Source organism: Mycobacterium shottsii, assembly GCF_010728525.1.
Taxonomy (GTDB): domain Bacteria; phylum Actinomycetota; class Actinomycetes; order Mycobacteriales; family Mycobacteriaceae; genus Mycobacterium; species Mycobacterium marinum.
On the sequence record NZ_AP022572.1, the window covers coordinates 1,307,692 to 1,329,605 of the forward strand.

Sequence of the window (21,914 nt, forward strand, 5' to 3'; positions counted from 1 at the left end):
ATTCTTACCCCGACGCAGGAGGATGCGGGATGAGTAAATTGCGCCACCACTCACCGAGGTGGTCATGGCTAGTGGCGGTACTGGCCGTGCTGGGACTGGGCCTGGCCACCGTGCCGGCGCCGGCGCACGCGGCGCCGTCGAACCTGGCGCTGGATCGGTTCGCCGACTTCCCGACACTGCCGCTTGACCCCTCAGCGATGGTCGCGCAGGTCGGCCCGCAGGTCGTCAACGTCAACACCAAGCTCGGCTACAACAACGCGGTCGGGGCCGGAACGGGCATCATCATCGATCCCGCCGGCGTCGTGCTGACCAACAACCACGTGATCTCGGGCGCCACCGACATCTCCGTCTTCAGTGTCGGTAACGGCCGCACCTACGGCGTCGACGTGGTCGGTTACGACCGCACCCGCGACGTCGCGGTGCTGCAGATGCGCGGCGCGGGTGGCCTTCCCGCCGCCGCGATCGGCGGCGGCGTCTCCGTTGGTGAGCCGATCGTGGCGATGGGCAACACCGGCGGGCAGGGCGGTACGCCCCGCGCGGTGCCCGGACGCGTGGTCGCACTGGACCAGACCGTCGAGGCATCCGACGCGCTGACCGGCGCCGAAGAGACGCTCAACGGGTTGATTCAGGTGGACGCCGCGATCGCCCCCGGTGACTCCGGCGGGCCGATCGTCAACAACATGGGTCAGGTGGTCGGCATGAACACCGCCGCCTCCGACAACTTCCAGATGTCCGGTGGCGGAGCGGGCTTCGCCATCCCGATCGGACAGGCGATGGGCATCGCCGGACAGATCCGCTCCGGCGGCGGGTCGCCCACGGTGCACATCGGGCCCACCGCCTTCCTCGGTGTGGGTGTCGTCGACAACAACGGCACCGGGGCCAAGGTTGCGCGCGTGGTTGGCAGCGCTCCGGCGGCGGTGGTCGGCATCTCCACCGGCGACATCATCACCGCACTCGGCGGCGCCCCGATCAACTCGGCGACCGCGATGTCGGATGCGCTCAACGGGCACCACCCTGGCGACATCGTCTCGATCAGCTGGACATCCAATTCGGGTGGGCAGCGCACCGAAAACGTGACGCTTGCCGAGGGCCCGCCCGCCTGATCTCGCTGCGGCTTCTTCGCGTCGGTCAGCCAATTCGCATGGCACCGGGCGTGATTGCGCGCATCGATCTTGGCGTGATTCTTGTGGTTGCGCCTCGGGTACCCGTGGCATCGTGGAATTGATGAACGAGGCAACCAACACCATCGAGCACAATCCAGCCGAGGGCAGCCACGTCGAGGGAGGTGTGGTCGAACACCCCGATGCCAAGGATTTCGGCAACGCGGCCGCGCTGCCCGCCGACCCAACCTGGTTCAAACACGCGGTCTTCTACGAGGTACTGGTCCGGGCGTTCTACGACGGCACCGCCGACGGTTCCGGCGACCTGCGCGGCCTGATGCAGCGCCTGGACTATCTGCAGTGGCTGGGTATCGATTGCATCTGGTTGCCCCCGTTCTACGATTCGCCCCTGCGTGACGGCGGCTATGACATCCGGGACTTCTACAAGGTCTTGCCGGAGTTCGGCACCGTCGGCGACTTCGTTGCCCTGGTAGACGCGGCCCACCGGCGCGGCATCCGGGTGATCACCGACCTGGTGATGAACCACACTTCGGAATCGCACCCGTGGTTTCAGGAGTCTCGGCACGACCCCGACGGCCCCTACGGGGACTACTACGTCTGGAGCGACAGCAGCGAGAAATACACCGACGCCCGGATCATTTTCGTGGACACCGAAGAGTCCAACTGGACTTTCGATCCCGTGCGCCGCCAGTTCTACTGGCACCGGTTTTTCTCCCATCAGCCGGACCTGAACTATGACAACCCGGCCGTGCAAGAGGCGATGATCGACGTCCTGCGGTTCTGGCTGGGCCTGGGGATCGACGGATTCCGGTTGGACGCCGTTCCCTACCTGTTCGAGCGGGAAGGAACCAACTGCGAGAACCTGCCCGAGACGCACGCCTTCCTCAAGCGCGTCCGCAAGGTAGTGGACGACGAATTCCCGGGCCGGGTGTTGCTGGCCGAGGCCAATCAGTGGCCGGCCGACGTCGTCGAGTACTTCGGTGAGGCCAGCACCGGTGGCGACGAATGCCATATGGCCTTTCACTTCCCGCTGATGCCGCGCATCTTCATGGCGGTCCGCCGTGAATCGCGGTTTCCGATCTCGGAGATTCTGGCAAAGACCCCGCCCATCCCCGATATGGCACAGTGGGGAATCTTCTTGCGCAACCATGACGAGTTGACGCTGGAAATGGTCACCGACGAAGAACGCGACTACATGTACGCGGAGTACGCCAAGGACCCGCGGATGAAAGCGAACGTCGGGATCCGCCGCCGGCTGGCGCCGTTGCTGGAGAATGACCGCAACCAGATCCAGCTGTTCAATGCGCTGCTGCTCTCGCTGCCCGGCTCGTCGGTGCTCTACTACGGCGACGAAATCGGCATGGGCGACGTCATCTGGTTGGGGGATCGCGACGGGGTGCGGACTCCGATGCAGTGGACCCCGGACCGCAACGCCGGTTTCTCCACCGCGAACCCGGGCCGGCTGTACCTGCCCCCAAGCCAGGACTCCGTTTACGGGTATCAGGCGGTCAATGTCGAGGCGCAACGGGACACCTCGACATCGCTGTTGAACTGGACCCGCACCATGCTGGCGGTACGACGCCGCCACAACGCGTTCGCCGTCGGCACGTTCCAGGAGCTGGGCGGCTCCAACCCGTCGATCCTGGCCTACGTGCGCGAGGCCCCGGGACCGGCCGGCGAAGATGGGGACGTCGTGCTGTGTGTGAACAACTTGTCGCGCTTCCCGCAGCCCATCGAGCTCAACCTGCAGCAGTGGAACAGCTACACGCCCGTCGAGCTGACCGGGCAGGTGGAATTTCCCAAAATCGGGCACCTGCCTTACCTGCTCACCCTTCCGGGGCACGGGTTCTACTGGTTTCAGCTGTCCGCATCCGAGGAGGAACGATGACCGCGCCGGTGACGATGCACTGGGGGCACCGCCCGCTTGCGGGGGACCAAGCAATGAGAAGGAGCGGCGCTAAATGAACTCGCCAGCCACGCTTGCAGCCAAGCTGCCCTGGTCGGAATGGCTCCCGCAGCAACGCTGGTACGCCGGACGCAACCGCGAACTGGTCGCCGCCGAACCGGGTGCGGTGGTGGCGCTGCGCGATGATCTGGACCTGGTGCTTGTGGATGTCAGCTACACGGAGGGCTTCGCGGAGCGCTACCAGGTGCTGGTGCGCTGGGATGCCGGGCCGGTCTCGGAATTCAGCACGCTGGCCACCATCGGCTCCGCCGACGACCACACCGGCTTCGACGCCCTCTATGACCCGGTGGCGCCGCAGGTTCTGCTCTCGCTGATCGACTCGTCGGCCGTGCGAAGTTCGTCCGACGGGCAGGTCAGCTTCGCTCGCGAGCCCGATGTCGAGCTGCCGCTGGATGCCTACCCGCGGGTCTCTGACGCCGAACAAAGCAATACCAGCGTGATATTCGACCGCGGGCAGGCCGCGATCCTGAAGGTCTTCCGCCGGGTGAGCAGCGGGATCAATCCCGACATCGAACTCAACCGGGTGCTGGGCCGGGCGCACAATCCGCACGTGGCGCGGCTGCTGGGCACCTACGAAATCGGCATCCCCGGCGAGCCCCCGGAGGCCGCGTGCCCGCTGGGCATGGCAACCGCCTACGCGGCCAACGCGGCCGGAGGCTGGGCGATGGCCACCGCCAGCGTCCGTGACCTGTTCGCCGAGGGCGACCTGTACGCACACGAAGTCGGCGGCGACTTTGCCGGCGAGTCCCGCCGGCTCGGTGAAGCGGTCGCGTCGGTGCACGCGACCCTGGCCGAGCAGCTGGGGACGGCACAGGCCACCTTCCCGGTGGACCAAGTGCTGGCGCGGTTGTCGTCGACCGCTGCGGCGGTGCCCGAACTGCAGCAGTACGCCGGCACCATCGAAGAACGGTTCGTCAAGCTGGTCGACGAGACGATCAGCGTTCAGCGCGTGCATGGGGATCTGCATCTGGGGCAGGTTCTGCGCACGCCGGAGAGCTGGGTGCTGATCGACTTCGAAGGCGAACCGGGGCAGCCGCTGCGGGAGCGGCGGGCCCCCGATTCGCCGCTGCGGGACGTCGCGGGGGTCTTGCGCTCGTTCGAGTACGCCGCCTATGGGCCGCTGGTCGACCACGCCGACGATAAGCAGCTGGCGGCTCGCGCCCGGGAATGGATCACCCGCAACCGCACCGCGTTCTGCGAAGGCTATGCGGCCGCCTCGGGAAACGATCCGCGGGATTCGGAGCTGCTGCTGGCCGCCTACGAACTCGACAAGGCCGTCTATGAGGCCGGCTATGAGTCGCGGCACCGGCCCGGCTGGCTGCCGATCCCGCTGCGCTCGATCGCGCGGCTCACCGCCACCTAGGTCGGCGGGCGCACCGGCCGCCGGCGCCCGGCCGGTGACTGTGGCGCGCCCGAACGGGCATGGTCTGGCCTGCTGATTTCTGCGGTCGTCGAATGGGTCTGACAGCATGGCTGGGTGAGGAGTGACATTTTCGACAGCGAGGCGCGACTGTCCTGGGTGCTGGCGGTGCTGGCCGGCGTGCTGGGTGCAACCGCTTTCACCCACTCTGCCGGCTACTTCGTGACGTTCATGACGGGAAACGCCCAACGAGCCGTGCTGGGCTACTTTCGGGACGACGTGTGGCTTTCGGTCACGGCTGGGCTGCTAATGGTGTGTTTCCTGGTGGGAGTCGTGGTCGCATCGGTGTGCAGACGGCACTTCTGGGTGGATCACCCGCACGGCCCGACCGTGCTGACCACCTTCAGCCTGGTCGCCGCGACGGCCCTGGACATCGTCATCGGCGGATGGGAAGGCGGCCAGCTGGACTTCCTGCCGATCATGCTCGTGGTCTTCGGTGTGGGTTCGCTGAACACGTCGTTCGTCAAGGACGGCCAGGTGTCGGTACCGTTGAGTTACGTGACCGGGACGTTGGTCAAGATGGGGCAGGGCATCGAACGCCATATCGCCGGTGGACAGGCGGCGGACTGGCTGGGTTACTTCATGTTGCTCGGCAGCTTCATTCTCGGCGCCACCGTGGGTGGGACCATCAGCTTGGTGGTCAGCGGAACCCAGATGCTCGCGGTCGCCTCAACGGTGTGCGCGCTGACAACCGGCTTCACCTATTTTCACTCCGACCGTCGGGCCCTGTTGAAGTAGCCGCGCCACCAAAAAAGCATCGGCAGCAGCGCTGGCCGTTGCGCTGCTGCCGATACAGGTTTTGGAGCTAGCGAGCCCTCAGGCGGCCGGAGCGACCGGGGCGGCGGGAGCCTCCGGGGCAGCCGGAGCCGCCGGGACCGCAGGCCCGTTGAGCACCTTGAGGATTTCGCCCTTCATGGCAACCAGCTGCTGGTTCCAGTAGGGCCACGAGTGCGTGCCATTGGTCGGGAAGTTGAACACCCCGTTGCGCCCACCCGAGGCCAGGTAGGTGTCCCGGAAGGTCTGGTTGGTGCGCAGCGTCAGGCCTTCCAGGAACTTCGCCGGCATGTTGTCGCCACCGAGGTCGCTGGGGGTGCCATTGCCGCAGTAGACCCAGATGCGGGTGTTGTTGGCGACCAAGCGCGGAATCTGGACCATCGGGTCATTGCGCTTCCAGGCCGGGTCGGTGGACGGGCCCCACATGCTGTTGGCGTTGTAGCCACCCGAGTCGTTCATCGCCAGACCGATCAGCGTCGGCCACCAGCCCTCGGAGGGGTTCAGGAATCCCGACAAGGACGCGGCGTAGGGGAACTGCTGGGGGTAGTAGGCAGCCAGAACAAGCGCCGAACCGCCCGACATCGAAAGGCCCACCGCCGCATTGCCGGTTGGCGAGACGCCCTTGTTGGCCTGCAACCAGGCGGGCATCTCCCGGGTCAGGAAGGTCTCCCACTTGTAGGTGTAGCCCTGACCGTTGCCCTGAGAGGGCTGGTACCAGTCGCTGTAGAAACTGGACTGGCCGCCGACGGGCATCACCACCGACAACCCGGAGTCGTAGTACTCCTCGAAGGCGGGAGTGTTGATGTCCCAACCGTTGTAGTCGTCCTGCGCCCGTAGCCCATCGAGCAGGTAGACCGAGTGCGCTCCACCGCCCTGGAACTGAACCTTGATGTCGCGGCCCATCGCCGCCGACGGAATCTGCAGGTATTCCACCGGCAGACCCGGCCTGGAAAATGCCCCGGCGGTCGCCGCGCCACCCACGGCCCCAACAAGTCCGGACAACAGGGCAGCCCCTATGGCCGCGATGGTCAGCCGGCGCGGAGCGCCGGCCGCTGCGCCACGCAACTTCTCAACGAACTTCATAGCTCCTACCCAACTTTCATCTGCCGCACGGCACGGTCAAATCTGTCTGGGCGAGTGAAACACAGGGCCGCGCCCCAATTCGTCTGTCGCGGCCGGAGAAGAATGTCGCGGTTATCTAACGATTGAGAATCGGCGCCGAGTCGATTCGACACGATAACGATTGATGCTCAGATTGGTGTTGAAAACTTGAAGAATTCGGCCGCGATGCGCTATTTGCTTCGTAATTCGGTAACGCGAATTTGCGATGTTTCGGGTGTTCATTGCCCGTCATGGGCACTTTCGAGCTACTTTGGTGCGCAACTCAAAACCATTGTAGTCGTGCATATTTGAAGAATATGCGCGATGGAAGCGGCTACTTTTCGATGTTGTGCAGGGTGACCCCGGCAAGCGCGCCGCTTTCGACTGTCGCGGTCATGTAAGTGCAATGGGGAGCTCGGCGACGATCGGTGGGAGACCCCGGATTCAGCAGCCGTAAACCGGTGCTGGTTGTGGTGTCCCACGGGATATGACTGTGACCGAACACCATTACGTCGCTATCGGGATAGAGCCGAGACATCCGGGCCTCGCGACCGCCCGCCGCGCCGGTCTCGTGAACGACGGTGAAGCGCAGACCCGCCAGCACGACGTCCGCCCGCTCCGGTAACCGGCTGCGCAGATCGGGTCCGTCGTTGTTTCCCCAGCAGCCCACCAGCCGGGCCGCCCTGCTCTGCAGTTCGTCGAGCAACTCGACGGTTACCCAGTCGCCCGCGTGGATCACCACGTCTGCCCGGGCGACTTGCTTCCATACCTGGTCGGGTAGGTCGCGGGCGCGCTTGGGGACGTGCGTATCGGCGATCAGCAGTAGCTTCACAAGTTCTATGCTTACCCACGAGCAGAGGAGACAGCCATGCGCACCTTCGAATCCGTCGCCGACCTTGCTGCCGCTGCGGGTGAAACCATCGGGCAAAGCGACTGGGTGACGATCACTCAGGAAGACGTCAACCTGTTTGCCGATGCGACGGGAGATCATCAGTGGATCCATGTCGACCCGGAAAGAGCGGCCAAGGGGCCATTCGGCACCACCATCGCACATGGCTTCATGACCCTGTCGCTGTTACCTCGCCTGCAGCACGAGATGTACACGGTCAAGGGCATAAAGCTGGCAATCAAATACGGGCTCAACAAGGTTCGATTCCCCGCCCCGGTGCCGGTCGGTTCCAGGGTGCGCGCCCAGAGTTCGCTGGTCGGTGTTGAAGACGTCGGCAACGGCGCGGTCCAGGCGACGGTTGCCACGACCGTCGAGGTCGAAGGGGCCGGTAAGCCGGCCTGTGTGGCAGAAAGCGTCGTCCGGTACGTCACCTGACCGGCCGGGGCGGGGGCCGTGAGAATCCAGTCGCCGCACCACTTTTCGGCATCCGGACGCCGAGCGGCCGGCGTCCGGTGTTAGAACTCCGCGATGCTGTGTTCCAGGCGCTCGGCCAGCCGCGCCTCGGCCGCCGCTCGCCGGGTGGGTATGTGCTGTGACGGGAACGGCGTTGTAACAGGCTCGTATTGGCGCAGTGTCCGGCGTGCCACCGTCATCTTGTGCAGTTCGGTGGCGCCGTCGGCGATGCCCAGCGATTCGGCGGCCACCATCATCTTGACGAACGGCATCTCGTCGGAAACGCCGAGCGCGCCGTGCAGGTGCATGGCGCGCTGCACCACGTCGTGCAGCACCTGTGGCATTGCGACCTTTACCGCCGCGATGTCGCGACGCACCTTCTGATAGTCGTGGTGCTTGTTGATCAGCCACGCCGTGCGCAGCACCAGTAGTCGGAACTGCTCGATCTGGATCCAGCTGTCGGCGACCTTCTCATGCGTCATCTGCAAGTCGGAAAGCCGGCCGTGTCTGGTCTGCCTGGATACGGCGCGTTCGCACATCATGTCAAAGGCTCTGCGTGCCAATGTAATTGTGCGCATCGCGTGGTGAATGCGACCGCCGCCGAGTCGCGTCTGCGCGATCATGAACGCCTGGCCTTCACCGCCGAGTACATGATCGGCTGGCACCCGAACATCGTGGTAGCGGACGTAGCCGTAGCTGGTGTGCTTGCTCGATTCGGTCCCGACGCCGACGTTGCGGACGATCTCGATACCGGGTGTCTCCGCCGGGACGATGAACAGCGACATCTTCTCGTAGGTGCGGGCCTGCGGGTTGGTCACGGCCATCACGATGAAGAACGAGGCGTGCTTGGCGTTGGTGGAAAACCACTTCTCCCCGTTGATGATCCAGCTGTCTCCGTCGCGGGTGGCGGCCGTGACGAACGACCCTGGATCCGAACCTCCCTGAGGTTCTGTCATCGAGTAGCAGGAGGTGATTTCGCCGTCCAGCAGCGGTTACAGGTAGCGGGCCTTCTGGTCCTCGGTGCCGAACAGCGCCAGGATCTTGGCGTTACCCGAGTCTGGTGCCTGACAACCGAACACCGAGGGCGCCCAGCGCGAGCGTCCGAGGATTTCGTTCAGCAGCGCAAGCTTGACTTGGCCAAACCCCTGCCCGCCGAGTTCCGGTCGCAGGTGAGCGGCCCAGAGCCCCTGGTCCTTCACCTGCTGCTGCAACGGCCGCAGGACGGCCATCGTCTCGGGGTTCTTCTTGTCATAGGGATCGAGAGCTACCAGATCCAGTGGTTCGAGTTCGTTGACCATGAACTCTTGGACCCAGTCCAGCTTCGCCTGGTATTCGGGGTCTGTTTCGAAGTCCCACACCGTAGGTCAACCGTTCCCCGGCGCAGCGCCGCACCGGCATCGATGATGGAGCCACCCCATCGTAAGGGCGTGGTGGAGCTGCTGGGTATCAGGCGGGATCGGGCCGCCCGGCGGTACGGTGACCCGGCGATGCCATGGCGGTCCCAGATACCCTCGCTGAGATGACCCCACAGGCGCGTCCGGTACAGCAGGCCGATATCCGTGAGCTGTCCCGAACCATGGCCCGGGCTTTCTACGACGATCCCGTGATGACGTGGCTGTTTCCCGGTGACCGGGCCCGGACCGCGCAATTGTGCCGGTTGTTCGCGGCCATGACACGCCACCACCATCTGGCCCGCGGTGGCGTTGAGGTGGCCTGCGACGGACCGGGTATCGGCGCGGCGGCATTGTGGGATCCGCCGAACCAATGGCGCGAGACACGGCTCGGGGAACTGGCGATGACCCCGGCCTTGCTTCGGGTGTTCGGGTTCCGAACGGGGGTGGGACGTGCCGTGCAGTCGGCGATGAAGCGCGCACACCCCGAAGAACCACACTGGTATCTGGCCGCCATCGGCAGCGACCCGACGGTTCGCGGACAGGGTTTCGGTCAGGCGCTGCTGCGGTCGCGGCTGGACCGCTGCGACGCCGAGTACTGCCCGGCCTACCTCGAGTCGAGCAAGCCCGAAAATGTGCCCTATTACCAGCGTTTCGGTTTCACCGTTACCGGTGAGATCGCGCTGCCGCACGGTGGCCCGTCGATCTGGCCGATGTGGCGTGATCCGCGGTAGGCCGGCCCAGTCACGGCACCGTCGTTGCGGCCGGTGTCAACGCCGCGCGCGCTGAAACGCCTCGCGATCCACGGCCACCAGGATGGTGTCGCCCACCGCTCGCACGGTCGCCGTACGCGGGACGTCGCGCAGGATCGCCTGCTCGCCGAAGCCCTCGCCGGGGCGGAGGTGGTGCACCGCGGTGCCGTCGTCGAGGACCTGGGCTGCGCCCTCGAGGATCACGTAGTAGGTATCGCCGTGGTCGCCCTCGCAGGTGATGAGCGCACCGTCGGGGGCGGCCAGCACCTTGGCGGTGTCGGCGAGTTCGCGCAGCGCGCCGTCGCCGATGCCCGCCAGCGCCGGCTGCGCGGCGAGCAGCTCGGACAGCGGATGGCTGTTCAGTGCGGGATCCGGGCCGAGTTCGATGAGGCGCTCCTCGACGGGCACGGTGCCCAGCCGGGTCCGGGCGAGCCCGCCCAGCCGCAGACCCGCTGCCGTGTTGCTGGACAGCGCGGCGAGGAACTCGGCACGATCCACCGCGACCAGGTCGAGGTCCTTTCGCGCTGTCACGGTGGCCGAGCGCGCCACGTCGTGCAGCAAGGCGATCTCCCCGAACGACCCGCCGGGACCAAGGGTGGCCACCCGGCGACCGTTGACGGTGGCGTCGGCCAGGCCGCTGGCGATCATGTAGAACCGGTCGCCTCGGTCGCCCTGGCGGATCACGTCGGAGCCCGCAGGCACGGCCATCCGCGTCGCCGTGCGCGCGAGCTGCTCGAGAGCAAGTGCGGGCAGCGGGGCCAGCACCGGGGTCGCCCGGATCACCGCAAGCTTGGCGCTGTCGTCGTCGCTGAGCTTGTCGGCGCGGCGCACCTGTGGCCAGGCCAGCACCGTGATCAGCGCCGCGGCGCCACTGACGATGGCCAGGGCGCCGGTCAGTCCCAACGAGTCGACCAGCACCGCCGCGATCCCCGCACCCGCGGCGATCGCCAGCTGTGACACGCTCTGCAGACTGGCCGCCGCGGTCACCATCGAGGCTCTGTTGACGCTGCGCTGAACAAGCGTCGGTGCGATGGCCCACGAGGCCGCGCTTCCCCCACCCACGCCGGCGGCCAGCACCAGGCCCAGTGCGGGCAGACTGGCCGCACCGATCGCCGCGAGCAGGAGCGCCTCGCTGAGCCGGGCCAAGGTGAACATGCGGGCCAGCCCGCCCCGTCCCGCGATCGACAGCATTGCCACCGCACCGAGCAGGCCGCCGACGCCGTAGATGGTCATGATCGTCGTGACACCGCTTGGGCCGAGCCCAAATTGGTCCGCGGCCAACGGCGCGCTCGCGACGTACCAGAAGCCGTCGAGCAGCGTCGTGGTGAGAAGGAACAGGGTCGTCGCCGCGGCGGCCGGACGACTTTCGATGATCGCGCGAAACCCGGCTCCGACCGCCCTGAGCTGGACGCGCGCGACACCGCCGGATGGCCGGGCACCGCCGGTATCGGGCATGTCATCGATGGGCGCCACGGTGATCCGTAGCGCCGTCAGGGCGCCGACGACGAAGAGCGCCGCCGGCAGGGTCAAGGCCCAGCCGACGCCGACGAAGGCCAGCATCACCCCGGCCAGCGCCGGCCCGGCCAGGGCGCTGGCATAGAGAAGAACCCCGGTCGCCGCGTTGGCGGTTGCCGCCTCGGCCACGCTGGTGGCCAGACGCACCACCAGCGCGGCATGCAGGGAACGCACGGCCGCCGACATCAGCGAGTCCACGCCCAGCACCACCAAGACGACACCGAGCGGCGCCCCGGACACCACCACGATGACGGTGGCGATCGTTGTCATCCCGCGGGCGCCAACCCCGATTGCCAGGTGTACCTGGGGGCGTGGACTGGTGGCCAGCGTTGCCGCCAGCGGCGCGAGAAGTGCGCTGGGCAGCATCCGGACCAGGGTCACCACGCCGACGGTGGCGGCACCGCCCACCGAGAAGGCGAAGACGGTGAGCAGCACGCCGTGCGCGGAATTACTGGTGAGAAAGGTGGCGCATACCGCCATTAGTCTGCGCAGCTGAGGATCGCGCACCAACTTGCGAGTCGCGGCCAGAGCCACGCGTAGAACTATAGCGGCTTGAATCTGGCGCAGTGCTCGTTTGCCGAGGGGCCACCGCGCACCTCGAGCGGTAGCCGCCCGAACGCGGTTCGGGGCCTGGGTGATCAAGCGGCATCAGCCCGAAACGGACTCAGGGCCTGCTTTTCCAGCCGGCGACACCGATTGCGACCATCCGCAGCTGTTTGACCGCGATCCTTCGGATCTCCTCGAGCGCCTCGGAGCTCTGCGCGTCCTCGATCGCCTCGGCCGTGACAATCATGGCGTTGACGAACAGCGTCGCCAGGATGTTGAGGTCTTCGGTGCTCCACTCATTGAGCCCGGGAAACCGCGCCAGGTCGGTGGCCAGTTCCGAGGTGATCAGCCGGATCTCGGTACGGATGGCGTAGCGCAGCACCGATAGGCCGGTGGAGCGCTCACGCACGATGAATCGCCAGTGCTCGCGGCGTTCGGCCACGCTGCCTATCAGGATCTCGACGGACGATTCGATCACCCGGTTCGGGTCCAGGCGGCCCGCCCGCGCGCCGCGCAGGGTGTCGCGCAGCGTTCGGAACGACTCGTCGATGAGAACCAAGCCCAGGGCTTCCATCGATTCGAAGTGGCGGTAGAACGCGGCTGGCACGATTCCGGCTTCGCGCGTGACTTCACGCAGACTCAGCGCGCTGAAGCTGCGATCATGCACCAGCTTGAGGGCGGAGGCGATGATGGCGCGCCGGGTGGCCTCCTTGCGCTCCTCGCGTGACGGGCTGTCCCGGGAGCGGCCCGATCGGTGCGGGCGTGAGCTAAGAGTACGTTCGTTCACTATGTGAACCCTACCACAGAGCTGCGGAAAAACCTTGACGAACAGCGTCGTCCCGTCGCATCGTGTACATATGTTCACTCAAACTTTGACCCAAACTCTGGCAAAGCGGGTCCTGGGTTCCGGCCTGGTCGACCTGCTCACCGGTCCGCACGGAATCGATCGATACACCGAGTTGGTGGAGCCGACGTGGACGCTGGGCGAGGCCCGCGCCAAGCTCATCGACGTGCGGCGCACCACGCCGCGCAGCGTCACCCTCACGCTGGCCCCCAATGACACGTTCCGCTCGGCCATGGCGGCGGGTACCGGCCCCCTGGCCGGTCAGTACGTCAACCTCACCGTCGATATCGACGGCCGACGTCACACCCGGTGCTATTCGCCGGCCAACGCCGAAGGCGGCGAGACTCTCGAGCTGACCATCGGTCGCCACGACGGCGGGCTGGTATCGACCTATCTCTATGACCATGCCCGCCGCGGCATGGTGGTGGGCCTGGCCGGTGTCGGCGGCGACTTCGTGCTGCCGCAGCGCCGGCCGCGCCGCATCCTGTTCGTCTCCGGCGGCAGCGGCATCACGCCCGTGCTGGCGATGCTGCGCACCCTGGTTGCCCAGCACCATCTGCACATTCACGGTGCCGAGATCACCTTCATCCACTACGCGCGCAATCCCGCCGAGGCCTGCTATCGCACCGAGCTGGCCGCACTGCCCGGGGTGCGGGTTCTGCACGGCTACACCCAATCGGGTGGCGGCGACCTCGTCGGCCGATTCGGCCCGGATCACCTGGCCGCCGCGATGGACGCCCCGGACGCGGTGTTCGTTTGCGGTCCCACCACTTTGGTGGACGCCGTGCGGGAGAACTGTGAAAACGTGTTCACCGAAAGCTTCGTGCCGGCGCCGATCGAAGCGCCCGCGCAACCATCCGGCGGCCGGGTGAGGTTCGCAGACAGCGGCATTGACGTCGTCGACGACGGCCGCTCGCTGCTCGAACAGGCCGTATCGGCCGGACTGGCACCGGAAAACGGCTGCCGGATGGGCATCTGCCACACCTGCACGAGGCGCAAGACCTCCGGCACGGTACGCAACCTGGTCACCGGCGCGGTATCGGTCGCTCCGGACGAGGACGTCCAGATCTGTGTATCGGTTCCGGTCGGCGACGTCGACCTATCGCTCTAGCCATCAATCCACATCAACCTTCGGAGGGGAAACCCATGGGAAACAACAACATCGCAACCATTGCAGAAACCGCAGACACCGCAACCCGCGCGAATTTCGCCCTGACGCCCGAACAAGCCGAGGCATTCGGCCGCGAACTCGACGCCATCCGGGAACGCGTGATCGCTGACCTCGGCGAAGCGGACGCCGACTACATCCGCCGCGTCATCAAGGCTCAGCGGGCGCTGGAAGTCGGTGGACGCGCACTGCTGTTCGCCGGCATACTGCCACCGGCCTGGCTGGCGGGCACCGCAATGCTGGGCTTGTCAAAGATCCTGGACAACATGGAGATTGGCCACAACGTCATGCACGGCCAGTACGACTGGATGCGTGACCCCGCGATATCCGGGCGCTCCTTCGAGTGGGACACCGCCTGCCCCGCCGATCAATGGCGGCATTCGCACAACTACATGCACCACACCCACACCAACATCGTGGGAATGGACCGCGATATCGGTTACGGCATCATCCGGATGAGCGAAGACCAGCCCTGGCAGCCGTACTATTTGGGCAACCCCGTCTACGCGTTCCTGCTGATGGTGCTGTTCCAGTACGGCGTCGCGCTGCACGAACTGGAAACCGAGCGCATTCGCTCCGGCGAGATCACGCTCCGCGACAAGCGTGAGACCTTGACGGAGATCTGGAAAAAGACCAGACGTCAGACCCTCAAGGACTACGTCGCCTTCCCGCTGCTGGCCGGGCCGTTTGCGCCGTTCGTCTTCACCGGAAATCTCACGGCGAACCTGATGCGCAACGTGTGGTCGTACATGATCATCTTCTGCGGCCACTTCCCCGACGGCACCCAGGAGTTCAGCGTCGAAGAAACCCAGAACGAGTCTCGGGGGCAGTGGTATTTCCGCCAGGTGCTGGGCTCGGCCAATCTGACCGGCGGCAAGACCTTCCACCTGCTGTCGGGCAACCTGTCCCACCAGATCGAGCACCATCTGTTCCCCGACATCCCGGCCCGCCGGTACGCCGAGATTGCCCCCGAGGTGCAGGAGATCTGCGAACGCTACGGCATTCCTTATAACCGGGGCCCGCTGCTGCGCCAGTTCGGCACGGTTGTTCGCAAGATCGTCAAACTGGCATTCCGTGGCTCCGATCGACAGGAAGCGCACGCGTTGGCCTAGCACCGTGTCGGTGGTGACCGACGACGCCGGCACCCGCACCAAGCCTTGTCCAGAAAGTGGACATCGGCGAGCTGCCGATGCGCTCCCCCAATCGTGACCAAACCGGTACGTTGGGCCCAAGCGTGGTCACCGGCAGCGGAATTGCCTAACGCCAGATGAGTTCTCGCAGATCGTCGCGTGCATCGCCGGCGAACCCGCAGGCCTGAAATCCCCGGCGAGCGGCCGTGGTGGCGACGCTCACGTCTATTGCACGTTCCCGCTGGAGGACAATGGGATCCGTGGAGTGGACGGGCGCACGCTATGCGGACAGGCCGACCGTGGAGGCCTCGACGTGGATTGACGCCGAGCCCGAACGGGTCTGGAGCCTCATTTCCGACATCGCGCTGATGCCGACGCTCAGCAACGAGCTGCAGGCCGTGGAGTGGGTTGGCGGCGCCAGCGAACCACGCGTCGGCGCCCGGTTCATCGGACACAACCAACACGAGGCGTTCGGGCAATGGACCAGCACATCCCAAGTTGTCCGATGCGATCCGCCCCACGAATTCGCTTGGGCCGTCGGTGAACCCGACTATCCGGCCGTGGTGTGGCGGTTTCGTCTGGTCCCCCGCGACGGTGGCACCAACCTGACTTACCGGACGCAGATCGGGCCAGGGCGCTCGGGATTGTCCAACGCCATCGATGCGATGCCGGACAAGGAAGAAAAGATCGTCTTCGTGCGACTGCGGGAGTTCGAGGCGGCGATCGACAAGACCCTGGCCGCGATCAAGAGGTTGGCTGAGCACGGAGTGCGTTGATGCGTACGGCGACGACGGTCGAGCTGTCCGGCGGCAAGGACGGCAAGGATGTGGTCGACTTCGTCGTCGAGGCGGAAAAGCTCGGCCTACACACCTGCTGGGTGGCCGAAGCCTGGGGCAGCGATGCGCCATCGGCGCTCGGCTACATCGGGGCCCGGACCGAACGGATGCAGCTCGGTTCGGGGGTGCTGCAGGTTGGTACCCGATCCCCGGTGCTGGTCGCGCAAACGGCGATCACCCTGTCCAATCTGTCCTGCGGCCGTTTTCTGCTCGGGTTGGGGGTATCGGGTCCCCAGGTGATTGAAGGTCTACACGGCGTCGCTTTCGACCGGCCGCTGGCTCGGCTCAGGGAAACGGTCGAGATCGTGCGGCAGGTGTTCGCGGGCGGCAAAGTCACATACTCCGGCAGCGAGTTTCAGATTCCCCGCCGGGGCGGGGAGGCACGGCCCATGCGATTGTCGACTCGTCCCGAGTACGACATTCCGATCTACCTGGCCGCATTGTCGCCGGCCATGTTGCGGCTGACCGGGCGGATTGCCGACGGTTGGCTGGGTACCAGCTTCGTTCCCGAAGGCGCCGGTGACGCGTATTTCACGCACCTGGATGCCGGGCTGGCCGCTGCCGGTCGCAGCCGATCCGACATCGACTTCTGCCAGGGCGCTGAAGTGGCGTTCGTATCCGATGCCGAAGAGCTGCGGGACATGGTCGCGGCGCGCAAGACGGAACTCGCATTCAGCTTGGGCGGGATGGGGTCGGCGAGCACCAACTACTACAACCAGGCCTACAGCAGGCAGGGCTGGTCGGAGGTCGCGGCCGCGGTACGCGAGCGCTGGCAACGGGGCGACCGCGAGGGGGCGGCCAGGCTGGTCACCGACGAGATGGTGCTGGCCACCACGCTGATCGGGACCGAGGAGGTGGTCCGGTCCCGGCTGGTGGCGTGGCGCGACGCGGGGGTGAACACGGTGCGGCTCTATCCCGCGGGCGACACGATGGACGCCAAGCTTTCCACGCTGGGCCGGGCCATCGAGTTGGTCGGTGCGGTCGGGTGACTCAAGCCACCTCGGTCGGGGCATCGGCGAGCTTCACCAGCTTCACCTCCGGCCGCTCCGGCACGCCGTCGGCGAGAAACCAGCGGAAGGCGAGATTGCCGCGGGGATAGTCCAGCGTGGTCAGCGAGTTCGGGTGTGCGGTGACCCCGCGGGAGAGCACCACGGTCACCGAGCCATCGCTGTTGGCGATGGCGCTGTGGCCGTTGACCGAGCACCGGGCATCGGCGGCGCCACAGGTGGCCATGAACTGGTTCCACACCACCAGGTTCCAGAACCGGCACGACGGCGGTCGGTGCGTGATGACCATCGCCTCGTCGTCGTCGAGCACAAAACTGCCGTAGGAGTAGCAGGCGTCGCGTGCCGACCAGCCGAAGTTAGCGTCGGGCACCTGGTAGGGGTCGGCGAATTGGTTCGCGGCGTGGGCGGTGTTGTGCCCAAGCGCGTGTTCGTCTGGCAAGTCCTGGTCCCGTGTCCCAACGGGCAGCGGCATGATGGCGAACATGGTGCGCAACCAGGTCGCAACCGACCGCAGGCCGGCAGCGGTCTGCGGATCTGCATGTCGGATCGGGTCGGGCTCGTCGAGCGCCTCGATGTGCCAGGTGATCGGGCGCCCGGTCAGTGGGTTGGCCTGGTAGTCGCGGGTCATCAACACCGCCGCGTCGGGGGTGGGGCCCAGTTCGAAGTAGAAGTTGCCGTCGGCGTCGACGTCGAGATCGCTATCGCGAACGATCGCAACGATCCGGTCTGACCACGCGCCCGGTGCTGGTTCGTTGTAGGCCGTCACCGAGAAGTACACGCTGTCGCCCTTGTTGCCGCTGATGCGGTAGCGGCGATCGGGGTCGACCGGGCACATGAAGTAGTAGGCGTCGGTGTTGTCGCCGCCCCACCTGCGGTCGCGGCGAAACGGCGTGTTCACCGCGACGAACTGGGGCCGACCGGGCTCGGGAAAGAGGTAGGCGTCGAAGGCGACGCCCAGCGTGGTGGCGAGCATGCGGTAGCCGTCGGCGACGTGACGGTCGTCGGTGACGGCGCGCTCTCCCTCGAGGAACGAGCTGTCCAGAGTCCGCAGGGTGTCCAGCAGCTCCTGCCACGCGGCGGTCGACTCGTATGTCATTGCGGGGTTCCTTTCCGGATTCCTTGCAGCAGCAACGTCGTCGTGCGGTCGATCCAGGCGTCCCCGACGCCGGGCTCGAGTTCGCCCGGGCGGGTCAGCAGACCGATCAGGACGATGCCGGCGATCGCCTCGGCCAGTTCGGGTGCGGTGACATCGGCCCGGACCTGGCCCCTGGCCGCGGCATTGTCCAGCCAGGTGGTGAGCCCACGCCCGAAGATCTCGCCGAATCGCACCAGCAGCGCGGAATGCAGCGTTGGGTCGGCGGCCATCTCGCCGATCAGCCCCGGCAGGGCCGCCTTCGCGGCCGGGGTGCTCAGCACGGCCGTCGTGCGCCGCACCATTTCGCGTAGATCGTCGGCCGGTGATCCGGTATCGGGGACTGCGGTGGTGGCGTCGATCGGAAAAACCGCCTCATGCACCAGGTGCGCCTTGCTGGGCCAGCGCCGGTAGATCGCGGGCTTGCTGGTGCCGGCGCGTTTGGCGATGGCGGAGACCAACAGCCCGGCGTATCCGGTTTCGGCGAGCAGCTCGACCGTCGCGCGCAGCACGGCGCCGTCGATGCGCGGGTCACGGGGCCGGCCAAAATCAACTACCATTACGAAACTCAGAGTAACATAAGTTGCCATGACGAAAGCCGCGCTCGTGCGCCTCGACGATCTGTCCCGGCCCCGGTTCAGCGCCGAGGCTCAGCAGATCCTCGACATGATGGCCGCCCTCGCCCCGGACTGTTCGTTGGATTCCGACGCGCTGCACGCAAAGGCCAGCGCCGACACCGGGCTGCACGATTTCGGCGAAGGCGACTACCGGGAAAGGCTCGACGTCTATCTGGCCGCCCTGGCCGAGATCGACGGGATGCAGCCGGCCGGAGTGGTCAACTTCTATGGGCAGCTATTGCAGCTGCTGAAGAACCGGCTGTTGTTGAGCGACCTGCGCCACCGGCATCCGGAGATCGACGACATCGAACTGCAACCGCCGGTGGTGATAGCTGGTCTGCCCCGCACCGGCACCACCCACCTGCACAACATACTCGCGGCGCCGACCACGTTCCGGACCATGCCGTACTGGGAGAGCGTGGAGCCGTTTCCCCTGCGCCAAGAGGCGGGGGTGGAGCCGGACCCGCGGCGGGTCCGCATGGATGTGGCGGTCGGGATCATCAACACCGTGATGCCGCACTTTGCGCTGATGCACGAGATGACCGCCGACCACGTCCACGAAGAGATCCAACTGCTGGCCAATGACTTCTCGACGATGCTCTTCGAAACGCTTGGCCACGTTCCCCGCTGGCGCGACTACTACCAGACCCACGACCAGACGCCGCACTATCAATACCTGGCTACCCAGCTCAAGGCGATGCAATTCCTGCGTGGCGGCCGGCGCTGGCTGCTCAAGTCGCCCCAGCATCTGGAACAGGTTCCGGTGCTGGATCGGGTGTTCCCGGGCAGCATCGTGTTGTTCACGCACCGTGACCCGGTGCCGGTGGCGTTGTCGATGCTCGCAATGATCACCTACTCGGCCCGGATGCACCGCTGGCCGGTCGCGGTCGAGCGGATCGCCCACTACTGGGTCGATCGCCTCGACCGGATGCTCGCCACACTCGTGCGCGATCGCGACACCATCGGTCCCGAGCGCTCGATCGATATCCGGTTCGACGACTTCATGGCCGACGAGGTCGGCGTCGCGGAGCGGATATATGCGCTGGCCGGCGAGCCATTCACCGACTCGGTGCGCACCGCAACGGCCGGCTACCTCGCGGGCCACCAACGAGGCCGGCTGGGCGCCGTGCAGACATCCTGCGAGATGTTCGGGCTGACCGAGGAGAGTCTGCGGGAACGCTTTGCGCCCTACCTGAAGCGGTTCCTCAGTTAGCCGACCGGGATCCGCCGCGTCCACTACCTTCTCAACACATGAGCACTCTTCCCGCCCTCGACGGTGTCGAGCACCGGTTTGTCGATCTCGACGGTGGCATCACCATCCATGTCGCAGACGCCGGCCCCGCCGATGGCCCGGCGGTGATGCTGGTGCACGGCTTTCCGGAGAACTGGTGGGAATGGCACGAGCTGATCGGTCCGCTGGCCGCGGACGGGTATCGGGTGTTGTGTCCCGACTTGCGTGGCGCCGGATGGAGTTCGGCTCCGCGCTCGCGCTACACCAAAAAGGAGATGGCCGACGATCTGGCGGGTGTGCTGGATCAGCTGGGCATCGCCTCGGTGCGCCTCGTCGCCCACGACTGGGGTGGCCCGGTGGCGTTCATCATGATGCTGCGCTACCCGGCCAAGGTGACCGGATTCTTCGGAATGAACACCGCGGCGCCGTGGTTCCCGCGCGATCTTGGCATGGTGCGCGACATCTGGCGGTTTTGGTATCAGATCCCCATCTTGCTGCCGGTCATCGGCCCCGGGTGATCGCGGATCCCAAGGCTCGCTACTTTCGGGTGCTGACGTCTTGGGTCGGTGGGGGATTCACCATTGCTGACGAGGATGTTCGCATGTATGTCGAACGCATGCGCCAGCCGGGGCACGCGGTGGCGGGCTCACGGTGGTATCGCACGTTCCAGAGTTCGGAAGCGTTGCCCTGGATGCGCGGCGAATACGCCGACGCTCGGGTCGATGTTCCGGTGCACTGGTTACACGGCATTGAAGACCCGGTGCTCACCCCGCAGCTGTTGCGCGGATACGAGGACCGCATCAGCGATTTCGAGGTCGAGTTCGTCGACGGGGTGGGTCATTGGATCGTCGAGCAGCGGCCGGATCTGGTACTGGACCGGCTGCGCGCGTTCCTTCGTATCGAGACTTAAACCGTTGCAACACTTCTCGGCGCGTCGGGTGCGTGGTTTAAGTGTCGTGAAGGCGCGTGCTCGTCAGGGCTAGACCAGGATGCGGATCGGGTTGCCGTCCTGGCGTTCCAGCTTCTCGATATCCAACGGCAGGTCTTCAAGCGGGACGATCTCGCTGATGGAGCGCGAAAGATCCAGGCGCCCATGTGAAACCAGCTTCGCCAGGGTTTCGATATCGGCGTTCTGGTAGCCGAGGTGACCGAGTACCTGCTTGTGGGTCAGCCCGAACATCGAGGTGGGTCCCACGGTCGGTGATTCGGCACTCATGCCAACACCGACCAGCCGGCCTCCGGCGGTCAGCGATCCGAGCGCCTGCTCGAAGGTGGCTTTGAGGCCAACCGCGTCGAACGCCACGTCGAGCATGCGGCCGCCGGTGATCTCGGCGAGCTTGTCGTGCAGTTGGTCGTCGCGGGAATCGAAGGCGTAGTCGGCGCCCAGTTCCAGCGCGCGGTTGAGCACCACGGGATTGATGTCCAAGGCGATCACCGGCACCGCGCCGACCAAACGGGCCAATTGCACGATGTGGGTTCCGACACCGCCCACTCCCCACACCCCGACCGATTCCCCGACTGCCACTTTGCCGGTCCGCACCACCGCACCGAACGGTGTCGACACCGCATCGGCCAGAATCGCGGCTTGGTCGAGCGAAACGTTGTCGGGCACCCGGGTCAGACCGGCCGCCTGTGCCACGGTGTACTCGGCCCAGGCCCCGTCGTAAGCGAACGCCATCAGCCGGATCCGCAGACAATTCACGGTGTCGCCGCGGCGGCAATTCGGGCAGCTCTGGCACGGCCGGCCGGCGGCCACCACGACGCGGTCGCCCTCGGACCAGCCGTCAACCTCGGGGCCGAGTTTGGCTATGGTGCCCGACGCCTCGTGTCCCTGGGTCACCACCGGTGCCTGGGTGGGGAAGGTGCCATTGATCAGACTCAGATCGGAGTGGCAGATCCCGCAGTAGGCCACTTTGACCAGGACCTCGCCCGGCCCCGGCTCCGGTATCGGAACATCTTCGAGTACAACTGTTTTGGAATCGGCGTAGAAGCGCTCGGCTCGCATCGTGGCCGCCATGTCG

At 66.1% G+C, this 21,914-nt stretch carries 17 protein-coding genes and 3 pseudogenes; 12 read left to right on the forward strand and 8 right to left on the reverse strand.

Annotated elements, in window-relative coordinates:
• The first annotated feature begins 29 nt into the window (after positions 1-29).
• From G6N41_RS06165 to G6N41_RS06180, 4 genes and pseudogenes are all read left to right on the forward strand, one after another.
• The gene (locus G6N41_RS06165) at positions 30-1,103 is read left to right on the forward strand and encodes a S1C family serine protease (RefSeq protein ID WP_198966886.1); all 1,074 of its coding nucleotides are present in this window, start codon (positions 30-32) and stop codon (positions 1,101-1,103) included.
• Between the two features lie 121 nt (positions 1,104-1,224).
• A pseudogene (gene treS / locus G6N41_RS06170) lies at positions 1,225-3,082 on the forward strand (maltose alpha-D-glucosyltransferase).
• Positions 3,083-4,450 carry a maltokinase N-terminal cap-like domain-containing protein gene (locus G6N41_RS06175; protein ID WP_198966888.1) on the forward strand — a complete coding sequence of 456 codons (1,368 nt, stop codon included), beginning with the start codon at positions 3,083-3,085 and terminating at the stop codon, positions 4,448-4,450.
• Positions 4,451-4,564: 114 nt separating this feature from the next.
• The gene (locus tag G6N41_RS06180; protein ID WP_198966889.1) at positions 4,565-5,245 is read left to right on the forward strand and encodes a YoaK family protein; all 681 of its coding nucleotides are present in this window, start codon (positions 4,565-4,567) and stop codon (positions 5,243-5,245) included.
• 78 nt (positions 5,246-5,323) lie between these two features.
• Here G6N41_RS06180 and ag85C read toward each other — a convergent pair whose 3' ends face one another.
• Positions 5,324-6,364 (reverse strand): diacylglycerol acyltransferase/mycolyltransferase Ag85C, encoded by a 1,041-nt coding sequence (gene ag85C / locus G6N41_RS06185; protein ID WP_198966890.1) that lies wholly within the window; start codon positions 6,362-6,364, stop codon positions 5,324-5,326.
• Between the two features lie 352 nt (positions 6,365-6,716).
• Positions 6,717-7,214, reverse strand: a complete 498-nt coding sequence (locus G6N41_RS06190) for a metallophosphoesterase family protein (RefSeq protein WP_198966891.1) — start codon at positions 7,212-7,214, stop codon at positions 6,717-6,719.
• Positions 7,215-7,250: 36 nt separating this feature from the next.
• On the opposite strand from G6N41_RS06190, the gene G6N41_RS06195 reads away from it, so the two are divergent.
• The gene (locus tag G6N41_RS06195; RefSeq protein WP_198966892.1) at positions 7,251-7,706 is read left to right on the forward strand and encodes a MaoC family dehydratase; all 456 of its coding nucleotides are present in this window, start codon (positions 7,251-7,253) and stop codon (positions 7,704-7,706) included.
• Between the two features lie 80 nt (positions 7,707-7,786).
• Here the strand turns inward: G6N41_RS06195 and G6N41_RS06200 are convergent.
• A pseudogene (locus tag G6N41_RS06200) lies at positions 7,787-9,082 on the reverse strand (acyl-CoA dehydrogenase family protein).
• Between the two features lie 161 nt (positions 9,083-9,243).
• Between G6N41_RS06200 and G6N41_RS06205 the strand changes: the two are divergent.
• A complete protein-coding gene (locus G6N41_RS06205; protein WP_198967742.1) occupies positions 9,244-9,849 on the forward strand; it encodes a GNAT family N-acetyltransferase in 606 nt (201 codons plus the stop codon).
• A gap of 36 nt (positions 9,850-9,885) precedes the next feature.
• On the opposite strand, the gene G6N41_RS06210 is transcribed toward G6N41_RS06205, so the two are convergent.
• Both G6N41_RS06210 and G6N41_RS06215 read right to left on the reverse strand, forming a co-directional pair.
• Positions 9,886-11,862, reverse strand: a complete 1,977-nt coding sequence (locus G6N41_RS06210) for a cyclic nucleotide-binding domain-containing protein (RefSeq protein ID WP_231608860.1) — start codon at positions 11,860-11,862, stop codon at positions 9,886-9,888.
• A 184-nt stretch (positions 11,863-12,046) separates the two neighbouring features.
• Positions 12,047-12,715: a TetR family transcriptional regulator gene (locus G6N41_RS06215; RefSeq protein WP_198966894.1), complete on the reverse strand. Its 669-nt coding sequence runs from the start codon at positions 12,713-12,715 to the stop codon at positions 12,047-12,049.
• Positions 12,716-12,785: 70 nt separating this feature from the next.
• On the opposite strand from G6N41_RS06215, the gene G6N41_RS06220 reads away from it, so the two are divergent.
• The 4 genes from G6N41_RS06220 to G6N41_RS06235 all read left to right on the forward strand — a co-directional run bounded on the left by G6N41_RS06220 (position 12,786) and on the right by G6N41_RS06235 (position 16,895).
• Positions 12,786-13,883, forward strand: a complete 1,098-nt coding sequence (locus tag G6N41_RS06220; RefSeq protein WP_198966895.1) for a flavin reductase family protein — start codon at positions 12,786-12,788, stop codon at positions 13,881-13,883.
• 35 nt (positions 13,884-13,918) lie between these two features.
• The gene (locus tag G6N41_RS06225) at positions 13,919-15,052 is read left to right on the forward strand and encodes a fatty acid desaturase family protein (RefSeq protein ID WP_020731418.1); all 1,134 of its coding nucleotides are present in this window, start codon (positions 13,919-13,921) and stop codon (positions 15,050-15,052) included.
• Positions 15,053-15,321: 269 nt separating this feature from the next.
• Entirely contained in the window at positions 15,322-15,846 is a 525-nt protein-coding gene (locus tag G6N41_RS06230) for an SRPBCC family protein (protein ID WP_198966896.1), read from the forward strand.
• Complete coding sequence (locus tag G6N41_RS06235) at positions 15,846-16,895, forward strand: LLM class flavin-dependent oxidoreductase (RefSeq protein ID WP_198966897.1); 1,050 nt, start codon at positions 15,846-15,848, stop codon at positions 16,893-16,895. The genes G6N41_RS06230 and G6N41_RS06235 overlap by 1 nt, the downstream gene beginning before the upstream one ends.
• Position 16,896: 1 nt before the next feature.
• Here the strand turns inward: G6N41_RS06235 and G6N41_RS06240 are convergent, their stop codons facing one another.
• Positions 16,897-18,009, reverse strand: coding sequence for a DUF1214 domain-containing protein (locus tag G6N41_RS06240; protein WP_198966898.1), 1,113 nt, complete (start codon positions 18,007-18,009; stop codon positions 16,897-16,899).
• Positions 18,006-18,605 carry a TetR/AcrR family transcriptional regulator gene (locus G6N41_RS06245; RefSeq protein WP_198966899.1) on the reverse strand — a complete coding sequence of 200 codons (600 nt, stop codon included), beginning with the start codon at positions 18,603-18,605 and terminating at the stop codon, positions 18,006-18,008. Before G6N41_RS06245 ends, G6N41_RS06240 begins: the two co-directional genes overlap by 4 nt.
• 28 nt (positions 18,606-18,633) lie before the next feature.
• On the opposite strand from G6N41_RS06245, the gene G6N41_RS06250 reads away from it, so the two are divergent.
• Both G6N41_RS06250 and G6N41_RS06255 read left to right on the forward strand, forming a co-directional pair.
• Positions 18,634-19,875: a sulfotransferase family protein gene (locus G6N41_RS06250; protein WP_198966900.1), complete on the forward strand. Its 1,242-nt coding sequence runs from the start codon at positions 18,634-18,636 to the stop codon at positions 19,873-19,875.
• Between the two features lie 38 nt (positions 19,876-19,913).
• Positions 19,914-20,803: pseudogene (locus tag G6N41_RS06255) on the forward strand (alpha/beta fold hydrolase).
• 69 nt (positions 20,804-20,872) lie between these two features.
• Here G6N41_RS06255 and G6N41_RS06260 read toward each other — a convergent pair.
• Positions 20,873-21,910: a zinc-binding dehydrogenase gene (locus G6N41_RS06260; protein WP_198966901.1), complete on the reverse strand. Its 1,038-nt coding sequence runs from the start codon at positions 21,908-21,910 to the stop codon at positions 20,873-20,875.
• Positions 21,911-21,914 lie beyond the last annotated feature (4 nt).